The 20,103-nt window shown below is 47.7% G+C and carries 17 protein-coding genes; 16 read left to right on the forward strand and 1 reads right to left on the reverse strand.

Features of this window, described 5'->3' with window-relative positions; translation table 11 throughout:
* The 16 genes from hypF to K6T91_03280 all read left to right on the forward strand — a co-directional run bounded on the left by hypF (position 1) and on the right by K6T91_03280 (position 17,797).
* The gene (gene hypF / locus K6T91_03205; protein ID MCL6471801.1) at positions 1-2,280 is read left to right on the forward strand and encodes a carbamoyltransferase HypF; all 2,280 of its coding nucleotides are present in this window, start codon (positions 1-3) and stop codon (positions 2,278-2,280) included.
* A gap of 152 nt (positions 2,281-2,432) precedes the next feature.
* Positions 2,433-2,663: a HypC/HybG/HupF family hydrogenase formation chaperone gene (locus K6T91_03210; protein MCL6471802.1), complete on the forward strand. Its 231-nt coding sequence runs from the start codon at positions 2,433-2,435 to the stop codon at positions 2,661-2,663.
* Positions 2,647-3,738, forward strand: a complete 1,092-nt coding sequence (gene hypD, locus K6T91_03215) for a hydrogenase formation protein HypD (GenBank protein ID MCL6471803.1) — start codon at positions 2,647-2,649, stop codon at positions 3,736-3,738. The genes K6T91_03210 and hypD overlap by 17 nt, the downstream gene beginning before the upstream one ends.
* The gene (hypE, locus tag K6T91_03220) at positions 3,716-4,729 is read left to right on the forward strand and encodes a hydrogenase expression/formation protein HypE (GenBank protein MCL6471804.1); all 1,014 of its coding nucleotides are present in this window, start codon (positions 3,716-3,718) and stop codon (positions 4,727-4,729) included. Before hypD ends, hypE begins: the two co-directional genes overlap by 23 nt.
* 250 nt (positions 4,730-4,979) lie before the next feature.
* Positions 4,980-6,065: a hydrogenase small subunit gene (locus K6T91_03225; GenBank protein MCL6471805.1), complete on the forward strand. Its 1,086-nt coding sequence runs from the start codon at positions 4,980-4,982 to the stop codon at positions 6,063-6,065.
* 3 nt (positions 6,066-6,068) lie between these two features.
* Positions 6,069-7,616 carry a nickel-dependent hydrogenase large subunit gene (locus K6T91_03230; protein MCL6471806.1) on the forward strand — a complete coding sequence of 516 codons (1,548 nt, stop codon included), beginning with the start codon at positions 6,069-6,071 and terminating at the stop codon, positions 7,614-7,616.
* 28 nt (positions 7,617-7,644) lie between these two features.
* Positions 7,645-8,157 (forward strand): HyaD/HybD family hydrogenase maturation endopeptidase, encoded by a 513-nt coding sequence (locus K6T91_03235; GenBank protein MCL6471807.1) that lies wholly within the window; start codon positions 7,645-7,647, stop codon positions 8,155-8,157.
* Positions 8,148-9,020 carry a 4Fe-4S binding protein gene (locus K6T91_03240; GenBank protein MCL6471808.1) on the forward strand — a complete coding sequence of 291 codons (873 nt, stop codon included), beginning with the start codon at positions 8,148-8,150 and terminating at the stop codon, positions 9,018-9,020. Before K6T91_03235 ends, K6T91_03240 begins: the two co-directional genes overlap by 10 nt.
* A 6-nt stretch (positions 9,021-9,026) precedes the next feature.
* On the forward strand, positions 9,027-9,944 hold the full coding sequence (gene nrfD / locus K6T91_03245; protein MCL6471809.1) for a polysulfide reductase NrfD: 918 nt from the start codon (positions 9,027-9,029) through the stop codon (positions 9,942-9,944).
* A gap of 327 nt (positions 9,945-10,271) precedes the next feature.
* The gene (locus tag K6T91_03250) at positions 10,272-11,417 is read left to right on the forward strand and encodes a glutamine amidotransferase family protein (protein MCL6471810.1); all 1,146 of its coding nucleotides are present in this window, start codon (positions 10,272-10,274) and stop codon (positions 11,415-11,417) included.
* On the forward strand, positions 11,418-12,935 hold the full coding sequence (locus K6T91_03255) for a 4Fe-4S binding protein (GenBank protein ID MCL6471811.1): 1,518 nt from the start codon (positions 11,418-11,420) through the stop codon (positions 12,933-12,935).
* A 99-nt stretch (positions 12,936-13,034) separates the two neighbouring features.
* Positions 13,035-13,469, forward strand: a complete 435-nt coding sequence (locus K6T91_03260) for a 4Fe-4S dicluster domain-containing protein (GenBank protein MCL6471812.1) — start codon at positions 13,035-13,037, stop codon at positions 13,467-13,469.
* A gap of 9 nt (positions 13,470-13,478) precedes the next feature.
* On the forward strand, positions 13,479-14,735 hold the full coding sequence (locus tag K6T91_03265) for an FAD-dependent oxidoreductase (GenBank protein ID MCL6471813.1): 1,257 nt from the start codon (positions 13,479-13,481) through the stop codon (positions 14,733-14,735).
* Complete coding sequence (locus tag K6T91_03270) at positions 14,729-15,472, forward strand: hypothetical protein (GenBank protein ID MCL6471814.1); 744 nt, start codon at positions 14,729-14,731, stop codon at positions 15,470-15,472. Before K6T91_03265 ends, K6T91_03270 begins: the two co-directional genes overlap by 7 nt.
* Before the next feature lie 190 nt (positions 15,473-15,662).
* A complete protein-coding gene (locus tag K6T91_03275; protein MCL6471815.1) occupies positions 15,663-16,289 on the forward strand; it encodes a response regulator transcription factor in 627 nt (208 codons plus the stop codon).
* 176 nt (positions 16,290-16,465) lie between these two features.
* The gene (locus tag K6T91_03280; GenBank protein MCL6471816.1) at positions 16,466-17,797 is read left to right on the forward strand and encodes a glutamine synthetase family protein; all 1,332 of its coding nucleotides are present in this window, start codon (positions 16,466-16,468) and stop codon (positions 17,795-17,797) included.
* 140 nt (positions 17,798-17,937) lie between these two features.
* Here the strand turns inward: K6T91_03280 and K6T91_03285 are convergent, their stop codons facing one another.
* The gene (locus tag K6T91_03285; GenBank protein ID MCL6471817.1) at positions 17,938-19,923 is read right to left on the reverse strand and encodes a cation:proton antiporter; all 1,986 of its coding nucleotides are present in this window, start codon (positions 19,921-19,923) and stop codon (positions 17,938-17,940) included.
* Between the last annotated feature and the right edge of the window lie 180 nt (positions 19,924-20,103).

A 20,103-nucleotide genomic window follows, 5' to 3' on the forward strand; every position in this document is an offset into this window, starting at 1 on the left:
ATGGTGCGCTTAGCCCATGAAGAAAGGGCAGTAGAGATTCGCGTTACGGGCATTGTACAAGGTGTCGGCTTTCGTCCTCATGTTTATAAATCTGCCGTTTCCCTTGGGTTAAACGGTTGGGTGATAAACACTACGGCAGGTGTTACCATAAGGCTCGAAGGCGAAGCTAGAAAGGTAGCGCAATTTATTGATGATCTCCGTGAGTTTCCGCCACCACTGTCTCGCATCGAGAGACTATCGGTAAAAGATGTAGAGCTGGAGGGATTTAGCACATTTTTTATCCACGAGAGTCAAAGCGTCTCCGACACCGATGTATCCATCCCTCCCGATGTCGGAACCTGTCCGGATTGCCTGCGCGAGTTTTGGAATGCAAAAGACCGCCGGTACGGCTATCCATTCATTAATTGCGTCAATTGCGGACCGCGTTTTTCTATAACCCGCGCCGCACCATACGACCGTAAAAATACGTCTATGCAGGCTTTTAAGATGTGTAAGGACTGCGCTGCCGAGTACAGAGATCCCACCGACCGTCGGTTCCATGCGGAGCCAAATGCCTGTCCGGCCTGCGGTCCGCAACTGATGCTAACATCTGCAGATGGAGCACCTATTAATGAAGATATCCGCGCTCTTTTAAAGATGGGATACATCTTAGCTATCAAGGGAATTGGTGGGTATCACCTTGCCTGCAACGCGCACAATTCTCGCGCGGTGCGTCTACTTCGCGAGAGGAAGAGGCGTCATGCAAAGCCTTTTGCACTGATGTGCCGAGATTTGGAGACTGTTCGTAGGTATTGCAGGCTATCAGCTCGCGAAGAAGAGGTTTTAACGTCTCCGGCGCGGCCAATTGTGCTTCTTGAGAGAAGACTCTCAAGCGAACTCTGCGAGGATATAGCCCCGGGTCTTGATACGCTTGGCGTAATGCTTCCGTACACCGCTCTTCACTACGGGCTTTTTGATGAAGAGCTTTCTATACTGGTAATGACAAGCGCCAATATCAGCGGTGACCCACTCATCATAACCGAAGAAGATGCCTACGCGCACTTAAGCGACCTGGCGGATGCATTTGTCATACACAAGCGTGAGATAGTAAACAGGGCCGACGATTCGGTTGTCATGCTATTTGATAAAAATCCCTACTTAATACGGCGCTCGCGGGGGTATGTGCCCCAGGGTATACGGCTTCCCCTTACCGTGTCTGCAGTTTTTGCGGCAGGTGGCGACCTGAAAAGCGTGTTTGCCTACGCCCAAAAAGACAAGGCAATTTTAAGCCAGTACTTTGGGGACCTAGATAATCTTAAGAATCTTGACGCGTATAAAAAAGGTGCCCAGTTTTTTAGCGAGTTTTTAAAAATCAGGCCCGAGAAAGTTGTCTGCGACCTGCATCCCGACTATGTGAGTGCCAAGTTTGCCCAAGCATATGCCCAAGACCTTAATATGCCGCTTATAAAGGTGCAGCATCACAAGGCGCATTTTGCATCAGCCATGGCTGATAACAATTTAAACGAAAAGGTCTTAGGTATTGTCTGCGACGGCACGGGCTATGGAGAAGACGGCACCGTTTGGGGCTTTGAGTTTTTCTACGGCGATTATTACGGTATTGAGAGGGTTGGCTCACTTATGCCTTTCATCCAGCCTCGGGGTGACGGTGTTATCAAGAACCCTCTTCAGATGGCCGCAGTTTTGCTTTTTGATATGTGGGAAGATAAAGACAAGGTTCTTGAAGTATTGCCAGACAGCGGTGGGCTTTTGCCCTTTGTCGAAGCTCAGATAAAAAGCGATTCTTTAGGTATAGCCTCATCAAGCTGCGGCAGGCTCTTTGATGCTGCTGCCGCACTATGCGGTTTTACAGGCAGAGTGACTTACGAGGGAGAAGCTGCCATGCGCATGGAAGCTATGGCACATAGAGCTTCTGAAGCCAAACCATACGGTTACGAGATAATAGAAGACAAGATGCTTTACTTATCTTGGAGCTTTGTAAGAGACATGGCTGAGGACAAACTAAGAGGTACCAACGCTGACATGCTTGCAGCGCGTTTTCACCAAACAATCGCAACAGCAATCTGCGATATGATAAAAAGACTTGCCGCCCGTTACAGGACAGACAAAGTAGTTTTTTCGGGAGGTACTTTTCAAAATCGCTTTATTGCAAGCAGATTAGCCAAAGCTCTTCCCAGGTATAGCATAGAGCCCTACTTTCACCGTCAGGTACCAACGAACGATGGCGGAATAGCGCTGGGACAGCTTTTGTTAGCTGCTGGCGACAACAGTACAGGGCTTTAGCCCTGTTTAGCAGTCGTAAGGTTGTAAAGGGCTGTACTACTTTTTGTTTGGTGCCTAAAGGGCAGCACTACGGCTTTTAATTTCTTGCCAGGTTGGGTATTAACATAGCGCAAGTGCATAACTTTCTAATTAAACCAGGAGGATTACAGCGCATGTGTCTTGCCGTTCCATCAAAGATCGTCTCGATAGACGAGGGTGGTTTTACCGCCGATGTTGATGTCTTAGGAAACATAAAGAAGGTGGGTATTATCCTTGTTCCAAATGCAAGCGTTGGAAATTGGGTACTAGTTCATGCTGGGCAGGCGATTAGTGTAGTTTCAGAGGAAGAGGCAAGTGCTTCACTTGAGACGTGGGAGGAAGTACTCCGTGATTACGAAGCTTGATAAGAAAAGATATTTCCAGCTACTAACAGAGAAATTGCATGAGGTCGCAGCCCGCCCAGTTAAGCTGATGGAGGTATGTGGCACGCACACGATGGCGATAGGCAAAGCTGGCATTAGAGGTGTGCTACCGCAGCAGGTCGAGCTTATCTCCGGGCCTGGATGTCCGGTTTGCGTGACCGCCGATGCCGATATCGATGCCTTTATGCAACTAGCAGAGGATAATAGGGTAACCATTGCAACATATGGCGATATGATGCGTGTACCCGGCACTAAAGGGAGTCTGGCCGAGCTCAAGGCAAGGGGCGCGGATATAAGATTAGTCTACTCGGCACTGGAGGCGCTGTCATTTGCAAGGGCCGAGCCATCCCGTGAGATAGTATTTCTTGGGGTTGGTTTTGAGACAACTGCACCTGCTACCGCACATGCCGTTAAAGTGGCGAAGCAGGAAGGCTTAGCAAACTTTAGCATCTACAACCTTCATAAGACAGTACCTGAAGCTTTAAGGGTTCTGGTCCAAGATAAAGCGACAAGCATCGATGGATTTATACTTCCCGGTCATGTAAGCGTTATTATCGGAGAGGCTCCATACCAGTTTCTCGCTGAGGAATTCGGAGCGGTGGGGGCTATCGCTGGGTTTGAGCCGCCCGAGATAATGGTTGCGGTATTAAAGCTTGTAAAAGATATAAACGCGGGCAAGCCGGTAATAACGAATCTTTACCGCAAAGTCGTGCGCTCGGAAGGCAATATAGTTGCACAGCGGTTGCTTGATGAGGTCTTCAAAAAGTCGAGTGCCGAATGGCGCGGCCTTGGGGTGATTCCTGGTAGCGGTCTTGCACTTAGAGAAGAGTTTGAGCAGTTTGATGCAGCCCGGAAATTTGCAGTTGAACGAAGAAGCGTAAAATTTCACTCAGGGTGCCGCTGCGGCGAGATCTTAAAAGGCGTCATCAAACCAAAGCAATGCGCTCTGTTTGGCAGGCGCTGTACTCCTGATAATCCAGTAGGTCCATGTATGGTGTCAAGCGAAGGAACATGTGCAGCTTATTATCTCTACCATGGGGGCGAAGAAGTTGTCTGAAAAGGTACGTTTAGCTCATGGCAGTGGCGGTGAGATGACTGCGCGGCTTATCGAAGAAGTCTTTTATACTTATCTAGGCGGTGATCTAAAGAGTGCAAATGACTCGGCCATTTTAGAGCTCGGCGGCAGGGCCGCATTTACCACCGATTCATTTGTTATTAGTCCGCTCTTCTTTCCGGGAGGTGACATCGGAAAACTTGCCTTTTGTGGAACGGTAAATGACCTTGCTGCTGCTGGAGCCAAACCGGTTGCTCTATCCGCCTCGTTTATAATCGAAGAAGGGATGGATATTGCAGAGCTTAAGCTTATTGTAATGAGTATGGGTGAGATAGCTCGCCAGACCGGCATACCCGTAGTTGCTGGAGATACAAAAGTCGTCGATAGCGGGAGCGCGGACAAGCTATTCATTACCACATCCGGTATTGGAATAATCCCCGAGGGAGTTGACTATCACCCGCGCTATATCCAGCAAGGTGATAAGATAATTATAAGCGGCACCGTAGGTGATCATGGCTATTGCATTACCACTATTCGTGAGGGTATTGATATCCAAAGCTCTGTTATGAGTGACTGCCAGCCACTGCACGGGCTTGTTTCGTTGCTGACTCACTTTGCACGAGATGTGCGTGCGGTGCGCGATGCTACACGCGGGGGGCTAGGGACGGTCCTTAACGAGTGGGCTCAGCAAAGCAACCGGGGCATCCTTGTTTTTGAGAATTTAATACCGGTAAAAGATGAGGTAAAAGGCGGATGTTCGCTTCTTGGCATTGAGCCCATATATCTTGCTAACGAAGGCAAGATGGTCTTCGCTGTTGCACCTGAGATAGCCGGCCAAGTCATAGATATTTTAAGAAACCATCCCGCTGGAAGCGATGCCGCCATCATAGGTGAAGTTACTGCCGGAAATCCACAGGTAATAATGGAAACTGAGTGGGGGACAAAAAGAATAGTGCCTGTACCTCGTGGCGAGATACTGCCAAGAATCTGTTAGGTTTAAAGACCATGTTGATAACAATCCACTCCTTGCCCACCTATTAGCCCAAAGAGGTGATGGCGCAATAAAGAGGTAATAGCGTAATCTTGGTTTTGAGAATTATTTCTCAATGTTTTGGGTAAATAACTTATTGATTAGTTAACTGAGTCAGAAAGGCGGTGGGGGTATAGGAAAAGCTTCGTTTTTCTCCAGACATGTCCTTTTGTAAAGCAAGACCATGGTGCATAAGGGGAGGTGTAGATGGTTTATGCTTGAGCTAAGTGAGATCTTTGGAAAAAAGTTCAGCCGAAGGGATTTTCTAAAGTATAGCTCGACCATAGCTGTGTTATTAGGGCTGTCGGAAGCTTATGTACCGCGAATTGCCGATGCTTTAGAAACAATCACATCAAAGAAGCAGCCGGTGATTTGGCTAAACGGTTCAGGTTGCACCGGTTGCACAGTATCCTTCGCTAATAGCCGCTACCCCACGGTTTCTGAACTTGTTCTCGACACAATCTCGGTTAAATACAACGAAACACTTATGGCTGCAAGCGGGGAGGTAGCTGAGAAAGCCTTGGAAGATGCTGTTAACCAATTCAAAGGCAAGTATATCATGGTAGTAGAGGGGGCTATTCCCACGAAAGAAAACGGCATCTACTGCAAGAGCGGAGGAAAGACTTTCCTGGAAACAGTGAAGATGGTTGCCAAGGGTGCGGCATACAATGTGGCCGTGGGGACTTGTGCATCTTTTGGTGGGATACCTGCAGCCCAGCCGAATCCCACTGGTTGTAAGGGACTAAAAGATGTTATCGGGGGTACGGTACTTAACATTCCTGGTTGCCCACCGCATCCAGACTGGGTAGTAGGTTCTCTAGTTAATATCCTAATGTTCGGTAAAGTTCCTGCTTTAGATGAGCATGGCCGACCGGAGATGTTTTATGGGAAAGTCATCCATGAAAATTGCCCGCGCCGCGGAGCGTACGAGCAGGGCAGCTTCGTCAAGAACTTCGGAGTTGCGCTTACTAATATTGAGGGCTGTATGGGAGCCAAGGGGTGTCGTGGCCCAATCGCTCACGCCGACTGTCCGCAACGTCTGTGGAACAGCGGCGTGAATTTTTGTATTGGGGCCAGTGCTCCCTGTGCTGGATGTACAGAACCCGATTTCCCCAGAATGTTACTCTTTGAACCTATTCCAGAGGTGACTAAACAGATTGAAGCAGGCAAAGAGGGAGCCGTCGGTACTTTTGGAGCCAGCCTTGGCGGAGCGGTAGCCGGAGCAGCTGTAGCTGCCGGAGCCATGTATCTGGCCCGCGAGAAGAACAGGCAAAGCTCAGAAGGCAAAAAGGAGGTGTAGTAAATGGCGCAGAAAGTCGTTATTGACCCTATTAATAGAATAGAGGGGCATTTAAGCATCGAAGTAGATATCGACGGCGGGAAGGTAGTCGATGCCCGTGCATCAGGAACAATGTGGCGCGGCTTTGAGGTTATCTTAAGGGGAAGAGACCCGAGGGATGCCGCGGTTATTACCCAGCGTATCTGTGGTGTTTGTCCGGCAGAGCATGCGCATGCATCAACACAGAATCTTGATGCCGCATTTGGAGCGGAGGTGCCGGATAACGGGCGTATCATCCGCAACCTGGTGTGTGGTGCAAACTTTATCGCGTCCCACATTCTCCATTTCTATCACCTGTCTGCGCTCGATTATCTGGACATAATGGCCGTAGCCAGCTACACCGGAAATGATCCAGCTTTGCTGCAGCTCAAAGACAAAATTGTTGCACTTGTAAAAGCAGGCGATACCTCACCGCTAACACCACGATACGAGCCTGACGAATTTAGCGTGAACGATCCGGAGATAGTGACATCGGCCGTACACCATTACTTACAGGCCCTGGATATGCGTAGAAAAGCGCAAGAGATGCTGGCTATCTTCGGGGGCAAAATGCCGCATCACGTGTCTTTTGTTGCGGGCGGGGTAACCGTTCAGCCAACTGCAGATAGCATCGCGGCATTTCGCAGCCGATTGTTAGAGTTGATCGACTTTATTAACAATGTTTACCTCCAGGATGTCCTGACTCTGGGTACAGGACCGCTAAAGCCGATACACGACGCAAAGATAGGTTTCGGTCCTGGTAACTTCCTTGCGTTTGGCATGTTTGACCTTGGAAAGTCGGGAGATTACAAAAACCGGTTCCTTAAATCAGGGGCGATATTTGGTGGCAACATCAGTAAGGTAAACCCGCTTGACCCATCTAAAATCGAAGAGCAGGTAAAGTATTCCTGGTATGACGATAGCAACACCGGTAAGCATCCAAGTGAGGTTCAGACAAATCCAAGCCCAAACAAAGAAGGTGCCTACTCGTGGGTTAAGGCCATGAGATATGATGGAAAACCAATGGAAGTAGGACCTTTGGCCAGGATGTTGGTAACTCAGGATAAGGGATTTATGGATTTGGTATCCAAAATAGGGGCCTGGCCGTCGGCAGTGGCCCGCCACGCGGCACGTGCCTACGAGTGCAAGATGGTAGCAGAGGGCATGATGAGCTGGCTTGAACAATTGAAACCGGGCCAACCGGTATGCGATGAAAAGCCTGTTCCCCAGTCAGGCGAAGGCATGGGTTTAGTTGAGGCGGCTAGAGGTGTACTGGGTCACTTTATGGAAATTGAAAACGGCAAGATCAAGCGTTACCAGTGCACACCGCCAACCAACTGGAATGCGGCGCCAATGGATGATAAGGGTGTAAAAGGTCCGATTGAGCAGGCCCTAATTGGAACGCCTGTGCCTGATCCAAAGAACCCTCTCAACGTTGTAAGGGTTGTCCGATCATATGACCCGTGAATGGGCTGTGCGATACATCTGATTCGGTCTGAATCAGACGAAGTCATGAAGTTCAGGGTCATATAGAATTTGCGGGTAAAAGATAAGGTGGGTTATGGCTGATAATGGAAGGAATGAAGTTCTAGTTCTAGGCGTTGGCAATATTTTGCTTAAAGACGAGGGCATTGGAGTGCATGTGGTAAAAGCCATGCAGGACGTGCAATTGCCCGATAGCGTTACGCTGTTTGATGGAGGAGCTGGAGGGATTGACCTTCTTGAGCAAATAGAAAGGGCCGACCGCCTCATCATAATCGACGCCATCGATGCTGGAGACGAGCCGGGTACCGTATTTCGGTTTAAACCCGATGAAGTCAAAGCGTTATTGGATGAGCATAAAACATCTCTACATCAAGTCGATCTCTACGACACGTTGAAACTTGCCAAATTCATCGGTTGCTATCCAGAAACGGTTATTATTGGAATACAGCCAAAAGAGATCGCCTGGGGAACTGAACCAACTCCTGACATATCTGCTCAGATACCTCGAGTAATCGACCTTGTAACCCGTGAAATACTAGCCATAAAGGGTGAACCTTACTGTGGAGGGAGTGATAAGCAATGGGTATAAGCCGGAGAGACTTCATTAAAATTTCCGGTTTAACGGCTGCCGGTATTGCGGCGGGCGGTTTAAATGCAAGCACTCCTGCCCTGGCAGAAACAAGGGGGATTTCGGGCGTCGCAGAAAAAGCTCTGCTTAACGATCCCTCGAAATGTATCGGTTGTTTAAGCTGTGCAATTGCCTGCAAGAAATCCAACGGTTTGCCAAATGTTTATAAGTATTCATCATTTACCGACGGCAGTACTTGGACCACCGTCAAACTCAAGAACAGCAGCTTGCAGGGGCAACCAGCTAAATACAACCTAAAAGTTCAGTGCATGCATTGCAGCAAACCAAGTTGCGCCGCCGTATGTCCGACAGGAGCTATCTATAGGCGAGACGATGGAATTGTCGTTATCGATCAGGAAACATGCGTTGGATGCAAGTATTGCGTTCAGGCGTGCCCTTTCAATGTGCCGGGGGTAAGTTCTCAAACAGGCACATCGCGAAAGTGTACGCTTTGTGAAAATCGTTTAAGGGAAGGAAAAATCACTGCTTGCGCAGAAGCCTGCCCATTAGGAGCGATACAGTTTGGTGACCGCGAGGTCCTGCTAACCAAAGCGGAGGCACGCGTAAATGAGTTAAAGTCAAGCGGTTATACAAACGCGGCTGTGTTTGGCAAGCATGAACTGGGCGGTCTAAAAGTTCTCTACATTTTGCCCGACACTCCAGAGACCGTTGGGTTGCCGGCAAATCCCAGACTGGCTACCAGCGATTCGCTTTTGAAGTGGGCCGCAGGATTGGCGATGGCCGGTTATTTGGCTGCGTTTCCGCTGAGAAAGTTATTCCAAGATGAAGGTGACAAGACCGAAAACGCCATGAGGAAGGGGTGAGGTAAAGTGTCTGAGGAGCTGAGATGGGGATTCCCGATAGCCCTGTACCTATTCGTTGGCGGAATGAGTGCCGCTGCCTATTATGTAGGTGTCTTTGCTGATTTAATTGGTAAAGATAGATACAAAGAGGTTGCCAGGATAGGGTCATATATAGTTCTTATCCCGATAATCATCGGATTGCTGATGCTGGTTGTTGACCTGGGCAGGCCTCTAAGGTTTTGGCACTTGATGCTGCAACTTGGTCCGGTCAACACGGGGATAATAATCAGACCGGGTTCAGTAATGTCGCTCGGCACATGGTTTCTGGTTGCATTTTCAGCAGTTTGCGGCGTAGCCTATCCGTTGATGTGGCTGGCGAAAGAAAGGTTCGCAAGTAACATTCCAGTGTTATCCGCATTAGCAGAAAAAGATGACATTCGACGGGCGGTCGGGGTGCTAGGATTACCCATTGCATTCCTGGTTGCAATCTATACAGGCGTGCTCTTAGCGGTATCATCAAGGCCGATCTGGGCAGATACCGTGCTATTGCCAGTATTGTTTGTGATATCTGCAACATCAACCGGGATAGCGGCAATAATTCTGCTATTAAGCCTGAGTAAAAGTGGTGCGCACCATGAGGTGCGCCGCCTTGAAAAGGGCGATAATTTCATGATTAAATTAGAGCTCGTATTTGTGGCTATACTGGCTATAGCGCTGTTTATATCGCCACGGGCTATAGGGGCAATTAAAAACGTAATGGTCGGCGATTTTGCTGTATTTTTCTGGCTTGGTTTTATAGCCGCAGGTTTGTTAATACCTTTTAATATACAGAGGTTTGGCCTGCAAAATAGCAGCCTTAGCACAAAAGGCCTCGCAGTTACATCGTCTGTACTGGTTCTATTAGGAGGGTTTTTCTTAAGGTTTATAGTCTTAATAGCGGCATAAAGCAGCAGTACAAGATTAGGGCTCGTCTTCTGCAAGCCAAAATTGTGATGCAAAAAGCGGTGTAGTGGATCGGGCTATGCCGCAGGAGGCTATAAAATGTTTGACATTGTAACATAAACTTAATATAATTAGGGCACATAGTGCACTAAATGCACAAAGTTTATCTTTGGCAATGGCGCCAACGGACCAAGTGGTCGTTGGCGTTTTTTTATCGACCGAGGTTGAACGGTGAATCGGTTAATAGGTGAACTGGAAGTTATCTTCCTTTGTTGGAGAATAAGACTCGGCTTCTGGTTACCGGATTCTGATTCCTACTAGTTGGAGGTGCTGGTTTTGGAAGGTCGAATACATCGCAGGAATATATCAGGATGTGGTTTGGCTGGCATGATGAGCGAAGAAGGAAGACTTATGAGTGGCGAAGGCATCATCCGCGCAATGGAAATCCTGCATGATCGCTCAAACGGCCTTGGCGGAGGATTTGCTGCATACGGAATCTATCCGCATAAAAAGGACTACTATGCCTTACATATCATGTACGACGACATTAGAGCTAAAGAAGAAACGGATATGCTGCTTGATGAGCGGTTCGATATCGATAGCGAAGAAGTCATCCCGACACGAAAGATCGATTCTATCCCAAGAGGTCCGCTACTCTGGAGATACTTTGTAAAGCCAAAGGCGGATTTTGAGGACTGCGGTTTGTGTGAAGAGGATTACGTCATCGATGCTGTAATGACAGTGAACTCGGTCGTGGCAGGAGCCTTTATATTCTCATCCGGCAAAAACATGGGAGCGTTTAAGGCAGTAGGCTACCCAGAGGACGTAGGAAGGTTCTACCGTTTGGATGAGTATGAGGGATACACCTGGATAGGACATGGGAGATTTCCCACGAATACGCCTGGCTGGTGGGGCGGTGCACATCCGTTTACTATTCTTGACTGGGCAATCGTCCACAACGGCGAAATATCATCCTACGGAATCAACAAACGCTATCTTGAGATGTTTGGATATAAGTGCACGATGCTTACTGATACCGAGGTAGTAGCCTATCTATTTGATCTCATGTTAAGAAGGCATAAGCTACCGCTTGAGATGGCATGTAAAGCTCTTGCTGCTCCATTCTGGACAGATATTGATCGCATGCGTGAGAAGGGTGAGTCGAAGGGTGACGTCTACCGGGCCCTCAGGATGGTTTATGGCGGCGGTCTGCTAAACGGTCCGTTTGCCATTATCCTCGGACATGCAAACGGCATGGTTGGGCTTAGCGATCGCGTGAAATTGCGCCCGCTGACTGCAGCGAGAAAAGATGACATGCTCTATATCGCAAGCGAAGAAGCAGCAATTCGTGAGGTCTCACCAGAACTTGATATAGTATGGAATCCAAAAGCTGGTGAGCCTGTAGTCGGTGAGTTAAAAAATCCGGCAAAAAAAGATAGCAATAAAGCTATAGAACTGGAAGGAACGGTGGCTTAAATGAAGACATACCAGCTACCTGAGGTAAAAATAGAGCGGGACGAGGACAGGTGCATAAACTGCGGTGTTTGTGTGCGCCAGTGTGCATTTGAGGCACATAAATTTGACGAAGATGGCGAGGTATATAGCATAGACGAAAAATGTGTTGCCTGCCAGCGATGCGTTAGCCTGTGTCCAACGAATGCGCTCTACATCAAGGAAAACAACCCCTACGTAAAGGATAATGCTAACTGGACGGCCGAAACCCAGAAGTATATCTGGAAGCAGGCCGAGACCGGCGGCGTTCTTTTGACCGGTATGGGCAACCCCAAACCGTATCCAATTTATTGGGACCATATACTTCTAAATGCAAGTCAGGTTACAAATCCATCTATCGACCCCCTTCGCGAGCCGATGGAGCTTCGTACCTTCTTGGGGAGTAAACCAGATTTTATCGAGATTGATATAGTCGACGGCGAGCCGATCCTGAAAACGAGGCTTGCACCACAACTTGAGATGAAGACACCGATCATGTTCTCAGCAATGTCGTACGGTGCGATCAGCTACAACGCCTGCGAAGCGCTGGCGCGTGCAGCAACCGAGCTTGGGACCTATTGGAACACAGGAGAGGGCGGACTTCACAGGAAGCTGTATAAATACAGCCCTCATACCATCGTGCAGGTCGCATCAGGCAGGTTCGGTGTACATAGCGAGTATCTTGATACTGCAGCGGCTATTGAAATTAAGATAGGTCAGGGAGCTAAGCCAGGTATCGGCGGTCACCTGCCGGGTGAGAAAGTTGGCCCGGCGGTAAGCGAGACCAGGATGATCCCGATCGGCTCGGACGCCCTCTCGCCGGCGCCGCACCACGATATCTACTCAATCGAGGACCTGAGCCAGTTGATCTATAGCCTGAAAGAGGCTACTGAATATACGAAACCGGTATCGGTCAAAATATCGGCAGTTCATAATGTTGCGGCAATCGCAAGCGGTATCGCCAGAGCCGGGGCCGATATTATTGCAATCGACGGATTCCGCGGCGGCACAGGCGCCGCGCCGACAATGATTCGGGACAACGTCGGCATTCCAATTGAACTTGCAATTGCAGCGGTAGATACCCGCCTGCGAGACGAGGGAATTCGTAATAAAGCGTCGGTCGTGGCGGCGGGCGGCTTTAGAAACAGTGCCGATGTCATCAAAGCAATAGGTCTTGGTGCAGATGCTGTCTATCTTGGCACTGCAGCACTTGTTGCCATGGGGTGCCATGTTTGCCAGAAATGCTACACTGGCAAGTGCAATTGGGGTATTGCAACTCAGAATCCGTACCTTGAGAAGAGACTCAACCCTGATATTGCGGCTGAGCGGCTCTATAATCTGGTACGCGGCTGGTCGCATGAGATATCTGAGATGCTTGGTGGCATGGGCTTGAATGCGATCGAGTCGCTGCGCGGAAACAGACTGCATTTAAGAGCGGTTGGCCTGCACAAGGAAGAAATGGATATTCTTGGCCTGCAGGTGGCTGGATCGCCGATGGCCTAAGCAAAGGCAAGCATTGTACAAAATTATTATTTTCCTTCCACAGAGGAGATTTGGTAGGGGAATAAGACCCCAAGGGTTATAAGTTAACTCGGAGGAATTATGAAGAGGATATACGCTAAAGAAGAGGTTTGTATCGGGTGCAGGTTGTGTGAGATATGGTGTCGCACAGAGCACTCCCGGTCAAAGAATATAATCAAGGCGCATAAAAGCGAGGATCCAAAACCCGTATCCAGGGTACTTGTCGAGGAAATAATGCCGGTCTCTTTTGCCATCCAGTGCCGTCACTGCGATGAACCTGAGTGTGTTGAATCCTGCATTACCGGCGCACTGACTAAGCAGGATGATGGCAAGGTTGTCTATAACGAGGAAAAATGCGTCGGCTGCTGGACATGTGTTCTTGTATGTCCGTATGGGGCGCCACAGAGAGACCTGGCACGCAAGAAAATCGCTAAATGCGACCTTTGCCCAGATCGCGATACGCCGGCCTGCGTTGAGATGTGTCCAAACGAGGCTCTGGTTTATGAGGAGAGGTAGGGAGATAAGGTGAGCTATGTAATCATAGGAAACTCGGTGGCGGCGGTTGGCGCCATTGAGGCGATACGAAAAGTAGATAAAGAGGGCAACATAACAGTGATTGCCGACGAGGTTTATTCGGTTTACTCGCGCCCACTTATCTCGGAATATCTAGCTGGTCAGGTTAAAGAAGGTATGATGGGCTACCGCGATCCGGATTTTTATGAGAGAAACGGTGTTACAACTAAACTTGGAAAGAGAGCTGTTTCGATTGACCCAGCCAAGAAGTCGGTCAAACTGGATGATGGTGAGGAGATTGCATATGGCAAGCTTCTTATTGCAACCGGTGGTACTCCGTTTGTCCCCCCGATGAAGGGTCTAGGTAAGGATAGAATCTTCAGCTTTATCAAAATGGACGATGCCAAAGCGCTTGATGCGCTAGTGCCTGAGCTAGACCATGTCGTTATAATTGGTGCTGGCCTAATCGGTCTTAAGGCGGCAGAAAGTCTGCACCACAGGGGTGTTAAGGTAACAGTTGTCGAGCTTGCCAACCGCGTTATGGCGACCGTACTTGATGTTGAAGCTGGAAGGATTGTTCAAAATGCGCTTGAGAAAGCCGGAATCAATATCATCACCGAGAATACTGTGGACGAGATACTGGGCGAAAGCCAGGCAAACGGAGTCAAGCTCAAAGACGGTACCACTATCAATTGCGATGCGGTTATTATCGCAATTGGTGTCGTGCCAAATGCGGCATTTGCTAAGGAGAGCGGTGTTGAAGTAAACAGAGGAATAATAACCGATAAACACATGAGGACAAACCTGCCTGATGTTTACGCCGCAGGTGATGTAACTGAAGGCCCGGACTACCTAAATGGAGGAAACCGTGTCATGCCGATCTGGCCAAACGCGTACATCCAGGGTAAAATCGCAGGTTTTAATATGGCGGGAGTTGAGCGCGAGTTTGCAGGCGGACTTGCCATGAACTCGATTGAGCTTTTTGGCGTGCCGGTTATCACAGCCGGCCTATCAAATGTTGATTCAGACGACCTTGAAGTTTTGACTAAAGTCGAAGGCGATAGCTACCGCAAGATAGTCTTAAGGGGAAGCACCATAGTAGGGTCGGTATTTGTTGGAAAGATCGACAGAGCGGGCATCATAACTGGTCTCATCCGTGACCAGGTAAATATAAGCAGCATGTACGATCGTCTGCTTGCCGATGACTTTGGCTACATCGACTTTCCAATCGAGCTCAGAAAAGAAAGGCTGGGTGTGGCTCAATGGTAACGATTGATGCGAAAGGGTTGCTCTATCGCGAATTAAACGACAAAGTAAGGGAAGCAGTTAAAAACGGCGAGACTGAGATAAAGCTGGTAAACGTTAACGGGCAACGATATATCGCCGATGCGATAGACATTCCGGTCAAAATAACAATTGATGGCGTACCCGGTAATGATCTAGGCGCTTTTATGAATGGTCCAATCGTTATAGTTAACGCAAATGGACAGGATCATATAGCAAATACGATGAACGACGGCAAGATTGTGATTCACGGTGATGCGGGTGATGTTCTGGGGTACGGAATGAGGGGCGGAAAACTCTTTATTAAAGGCGATGTCGGATACCGTGTCGGTATCCATATGAAAGAATATAAAGATAAGGTACCTGTTATGGTTATCGGTGGAACTGCCCGCGATTTCTTTGGTGAGTACATGGCCGGAGGCATTCTTATTTTGCTTGGTCTAGATACCGGAAACAACGGAAACGACCAAATTGCTGGCAACTACTTCGGTACCGGCATGCATGGAGGCGTAATCTATGTCAGAGGCAAGCTTGAGAATTACCAACTTGGTAAAGAAGTAGCAGTTCTTGAGCTTGATGACGATGATCGCGCGACTATAAAAAAATACGTCACCGAGTTTGCTGACGACCTGGGTCTCGATGCCGATGAGATACTAAAAGGCGACTTCAAAAAGATTAAAGCCGTATCGCACAGGCCGTACGGAAACTTGTATGCGTATTAGTTATGCCTGGATGTCTTGGTGTGCCGAAGTGCCAAAATTAGAAAAAGTACTGGAGAACAGGGATAAGGGCCATCAACGAACTCATTCTTGCTGGAACCGCACTGCAAATGGCAGGTCTATCTAATTAGCAGCCTGTTGCCGATATTATTCCTATAACATTCTGTTACAATAGCCGTATTAGGAGCAAGATATGAAAACGGCATCTGTTAAAACGGAAAACATATCATTAAAAGAAAAGCTATTTGCTGATTTAACCGCACTCGACTATGATATCCTGCCAGCAGAGACCAACGGCGCAGATGTTATTATTGCTGATTGCCGGGAGCTTGGCAAACTAGTTGGAAGCAATAGGGAATACGCTGCTATCGTCTTACTGTATGATGGAAGCGTGGATGAAGACGAGGGCCTTTTGCTGAAAGCCCATGAAATCATCTTGATCCCCTATACTATTAATGAGCTGGAGCTCAGGCTTAAGCTTGCCCTTATTAAACATGGAAACTATGGGCAAGAGCTTAAGCAGCATGGAAATACACTAGTCGTTGATGGTATGACTATTGATTTTGACAATTACGAGGTGGCAATTGACGGTGTGCCACTAGACCTCACCTTTAAAGAGTATGAGCTTCTTAAGTGCCTTATAAGCCGCAGGGGAAGGGTGTATACGCGTGACCAGCTACTAAGCAACGTTTGGGGTTACGATTATTTTGGTGGCGCACGTACGGTTGATGTCCATATAAGGCGTTTGAGAGCAAAACTTGGCCGCTATGAATCTTATATCGAAACCATAAGGAATGTAGGATACAGGTTTAAGAAATAGCTAACCACTAAAGCGTTGCTAACATTGGTTTGCTTTAAAGCAAACTGGAATTTCCAGAAAATAATGCTAAATTAATAAATTTGTAACATATCTGTAACATTCGGCGCTTATAATTCGATTAAATATATAGCTGGTATCGATAGATTTTTTCTGAAAGGATGATTTTTTTGGCTAAGATGGTTCTTGACAAAAAGGATGCGGAATATGTCCTGAAGCAGGTAAGGGACAAAAACGTTCAATTTATTCGACTCTGGTTTACCGATGTTTTAGGGCTTCTAAAAAGCTTCTCTATATCGCCGGCAGAGCTTGAACTTGCTTTTGAGGAGGGAATGGGCTTCGATGGTTCTTCAATAGAGGGTTTCACCAGAATTGAGGAATCTGATATGGTTGCCAAACCCGATCCGAGCACTTTTACCCTCCTTCCATGGTCTAAAGACGTAAAAGTTGCAAAGATGTTTTGCGATATTCAGACGCCTGATGGCAATCCATTTGAAGGTGACCCACGCTACATTTTAAAGAGAAATCTTGAGAGGGCGGCAAAGCTAGGCTACACGATGTATGTTGGCCCAGAGCTTGAATTTTTCTATTTTAAGGATAGCAATGGAACCGAGGTGTTAGACAGGGGTGGTTACTTTGATCTAACGCCGCTCGATCTGGCCACACCTTACAGAAGAGACACTATATTTGCTCTTGAAAATATGGGCATTACCGTGGAGTATTCTCACCACGAGGTGGCCCCCAGCCAGCATGAGATTGATTTAAGGTACGCCGATGCTCTGACTATGGCGGATAACGTTATGGCATATCGTCTAGCAGTAAAAGAAATCGCTCAGGAGCACGGAATTTACGCTACCTTCATGCCAAAGCCGATATTTGGCGAAAACGGGAGCGGCATGCACGTCCATCAGTCTCTATTTAAAGGCGATAAGAACGCGTTCTTTGACGCAAACGACGAAGCTCACCTTTCAAAAGAAGCAAAAGGCTATATTGCCGGTGTGCTGAAGCACGCACCTGAGATAACCCTTGTTTTGAACCAGTGGGTCAACTCATACAAGAGGCTTGTTCCCGGCTACGAGGCTCCGGTTTATGTATGTTGGAGCCGCCGCAACAGAAGCGCGCTGGTTAGGGTTCCGATGTATAAGCCGGGTAAAGAAGCGGCGACCAGAATTGAGCTAAGAAGCCCTGATCCAGCATGCAACCCATACCTTGCATTCTCGGTAATGCTTGCGGCAGGTCTTGAAGGTATTGAGAAGGGCTACGAACTTCCAGCCGAAGCATACGACAACATTTATGAGATGACGGATGCAGAAAGGGAAGCTGCCGGAATCAACATGCTCCCGGGCAGCCTGGCTGAAGCGATAGCTCTAGCCGAGAAGAGCGATTTGTTAAGAAAGGCTCTTGGAGATCATGTGTTTGAGTACTTCTTGAGGAATAAGAAGGCCGAATGGGATGCATACAGGATCCAGGTCACAGAGCACGAGCTAAAGAGATATCTATCGATTCTATAGCAAAAAGGCAGCTGGAAAGCCTAAATATCTGCTTGAATCTGCTTGATGAAAAGAACAAATAGTTTGGGTAAAGTGATGTAAGAGTAAGGATTTTAAGGGTTTACTCCTCTTGTAAGTCACTTTACCCAAACTTTATCTATTTACTCTAGGTTTCGAAACAGCGACTCAGCCCTAAAAATATTGTCTCTCATTCCGACAATGACAACTATGTCGCCGGCCTCAAGCTTCGTTTCCCCATGCGGATTCGATAGCATGTCTGATTCGCGGCGTATCGCCAGCATCGAAACACCATATTTTTTTCTTAGTTCGATTTGCGCCAGCGTTTTTCCGGCTGCTGCAGCTCTTTCGCCGATTCGGAGCGTGCTGATTTCGATCTCAGGAAGATGAAGCTTAAAGTCAGAATAACTTGCCTTCTTTTTAGAGAGGCTTCTTAACATCTCGTAGCCATCGGACCTTATCTCTGAGACAAATTCCTCAATCTCATCTCTTGGTATCAGGTACTTCTTTAAGACTCGCGCAAATATCTCGACCGATGTTTCAAATTCCTCCGGGATAACTTCGTTTGCACCAAGCTCATGCAAAAGTTCTAGTTCCTGGATGTAGCGCGTGCGCACGATTATGTAAATATTCGGGTTGAGCGATCGTATAGTGGCAATAATTCTTCGGGTTGCAGCCGGGTCAGATATCGCCACTACCGCAACCCTCGCATCCCGGATGTCGGCATGCTCAAGCACTGCCTCATGTGTTGCGTCACCGTAACAGATTGGCTCTCCCTTATATTGCTCGTCTCTGACTACTTCGGCGTTCATCTCAATGACCTGGTAAGGGATATTTGCGGCCGAAGCAGCTCTTGCCAGATTTTTGCCATTAAAGCCAAATCCGATTATGACGAGGTGGTCTTTTCTGCCTGGCTGTTTTACGTGCTTAACAGGGTTGCAGCCAAATCTTAGCCTGTTTGGCATAGGCAGGCGGGCAATGCCGTCGGCAACTCGCGGTGCAACCGCTATGGCTAATGGGGCTGATGCCATTGTAAGAACAGAAACTGCCAAAAACAGCTGATAAGCGCTCCTAGAAAGTAGCCCGTAATCAACGCCGGCCTTGGAAAGAATAAAGGAAAATTCTCCGATTTGGCTAACCGCAAATCCTATTAATATAGCTGTACGGATTGAAAATCCAAGTATAGTAGCCACGGAGCCTGCCAGTATAGCCTTTAGCAATAAGGTGCCAAAGGCAATTAAAATGATAAGCTGGGGCTGCCTAAGGATAAAGTTGATGTCAAGAAGCATCCCGACAGAGATAAAGAAGAAGCTTGTAAAAACATCCCTAAACGGTAGCATATTGCCAAGCGCATGATGGCTGTACTCAGACTCAGATATGATAAGGCCTGCCAGAAACGCACCTAGCGCAAGAGAAAGACCGGCGCTTGAAGTAAGCCAGGCAACGATAATGCCGATTGCTATAATGCTGAACAAGAAGAGCTCACGGTTTTGTGTTTTTGCGATTTGATACAGCAAGTTTGGCATAACCCACTTAGCACTGACAATAACCAGCAAAATTATGGCCATGGCTTTAAACACAAGCATAAGTAGCGATGCACCGATGTTGTTTGAAATTCCTGCAAGTAAAGGTACTAAAAGCATCATCGGAACAATGGTGAGGTCTTGAAATATCAATATACCTAGGGAGGCTCGACCGTGTGGGCTATCAATTTCAGCTCTCTCTTGAAAAAGCTTAAGGACAATAGCCGTGCTGCTAAGAGATATAAGAAAGCCTATCAGCACAGATTGGCTGGCAGGCCGCCCCAACCCCAGGGCTATTAAAAAGCCCGCCAAGAAGGTTAAAAGTACTTGAAGAGAACCGCCGACAACAACCGACCTCTTAACTTGAGAAAGGTCTTTAAACGAGAATTCCATGCCGATAGTAAAAAGCAAAAGTACGATACCGACTTCGGCAAGGTTTTCGACCTCATGGACTGCATCTATCAAACCCAAACCGTGTGGCCCTACCAGTATCCCTGTTAACAGAAAAGCCACGACTGTTGGCACGTGAAGGCGATGGCATAAAAAAAGAATTGCAATAGATAGACCAAATATAACGGCAATGTCTCTTAAAAAGGGCAATTCCATGCTTTAAATATTCTCCCGGTCTTTGATTAACTGCTATTTTAGCAAGCTTAAGGTTTCAATGTTAGAAGTGCCAATACTTTAATTTACCATATCTAAGGATAGTGAATGAAGTTTACCAATCCCATCAGGAAGTAGCCTGTCACTTAACCTGCAATCTACTTGGCTTAAGATTTCTATTAG

The organism is Bacillota bacterium, from assembly GCA_023511485.1.
Lineage (GTDB): Bacteria > Actinomycetota > Aquicultoria > Aquicultorales > Aquicultoraceae > CADDYS01.

Coding starts and splice junctions, on each gene's coding strand:
- K6T91_03275 (MCL6471815.1), top strand. CDS start 15,663: ATGAAAACGGCATCTGTTAAAACGGAAAACATATCATTAAAAGAAAAG.
- K6T91_03240 (MCL6471808.1), top strand. CDS start 8,148: ATGGGTATAAGCCGGAGAGACTTCATTAAAATTTCCGGTTTAACGGCT.
- K6T91_03270 (MCL6471814.1), top strand. CDS start 14,729: ATGGTAACGATTGATGCGAAAGGGTTGCTCTATCGCGAATTAAACGAC.
- K6T91_03235 (MCL6471807.1), top strand. CDS start 7,645: ATGGCTGATAATGGAAGGAATGAAGTTCTAGTTCTAGGCGTTGGCAAT.
- K6T91_03255 (MCL6471811.1), top strand. CDS start 11,418: ATGAAGACATACCAGCTACCTGAGGTAAAAATAGAGCGGGACGAGGAC.
- hypE (MCL6471804.1), top strand. CDS start 3,716: ATGGGGGCGAAGAAGTTGTCTGAAAAGGTACGTTTAGCTCATGGCAGT.
- K6T91_03210 (MCL6471802.1), top strand. CDS start 2,433: ATGTGTCTTGCCGTTCCATCAAAGATCGTCTCGATAGACGAGGGTGGT.
- K6T91_03225 (MCL6471805.1), top strand. CDS start 4,980: ATGCTTGAGCTAAGTGAGATCTTTGGAAAAAAGTTCAGCCGAAGGGAT.
- K6T91_03280 (MCL6471816.1), top strand. CDS start 16,466: ATGGTTCTTGACAAAAAGGATGCGGAATATGTCCTGAAGCAGGTAAGG.
- K6T91_03285 (MCL6471817.1), bottom strand. CDS start 19,923: ATGGAATTGCCCTTTTTAAGAGACATTGCCGTTATATTTGGTCTATCT.
- K6T91_03260 (MCL6471812.1), top strand. CDS start 13,035: ATGAAGAGGATATACGCTAAAGAAGAGGTTTGTATCGGGTGCAGGTTG.
- hypF (MCL6471801.1), top strand. CDS start 1: ATGGTGCGCTTAGCCCATGAAGAAAGGGCAGTAGAGATTCGCGTTACG.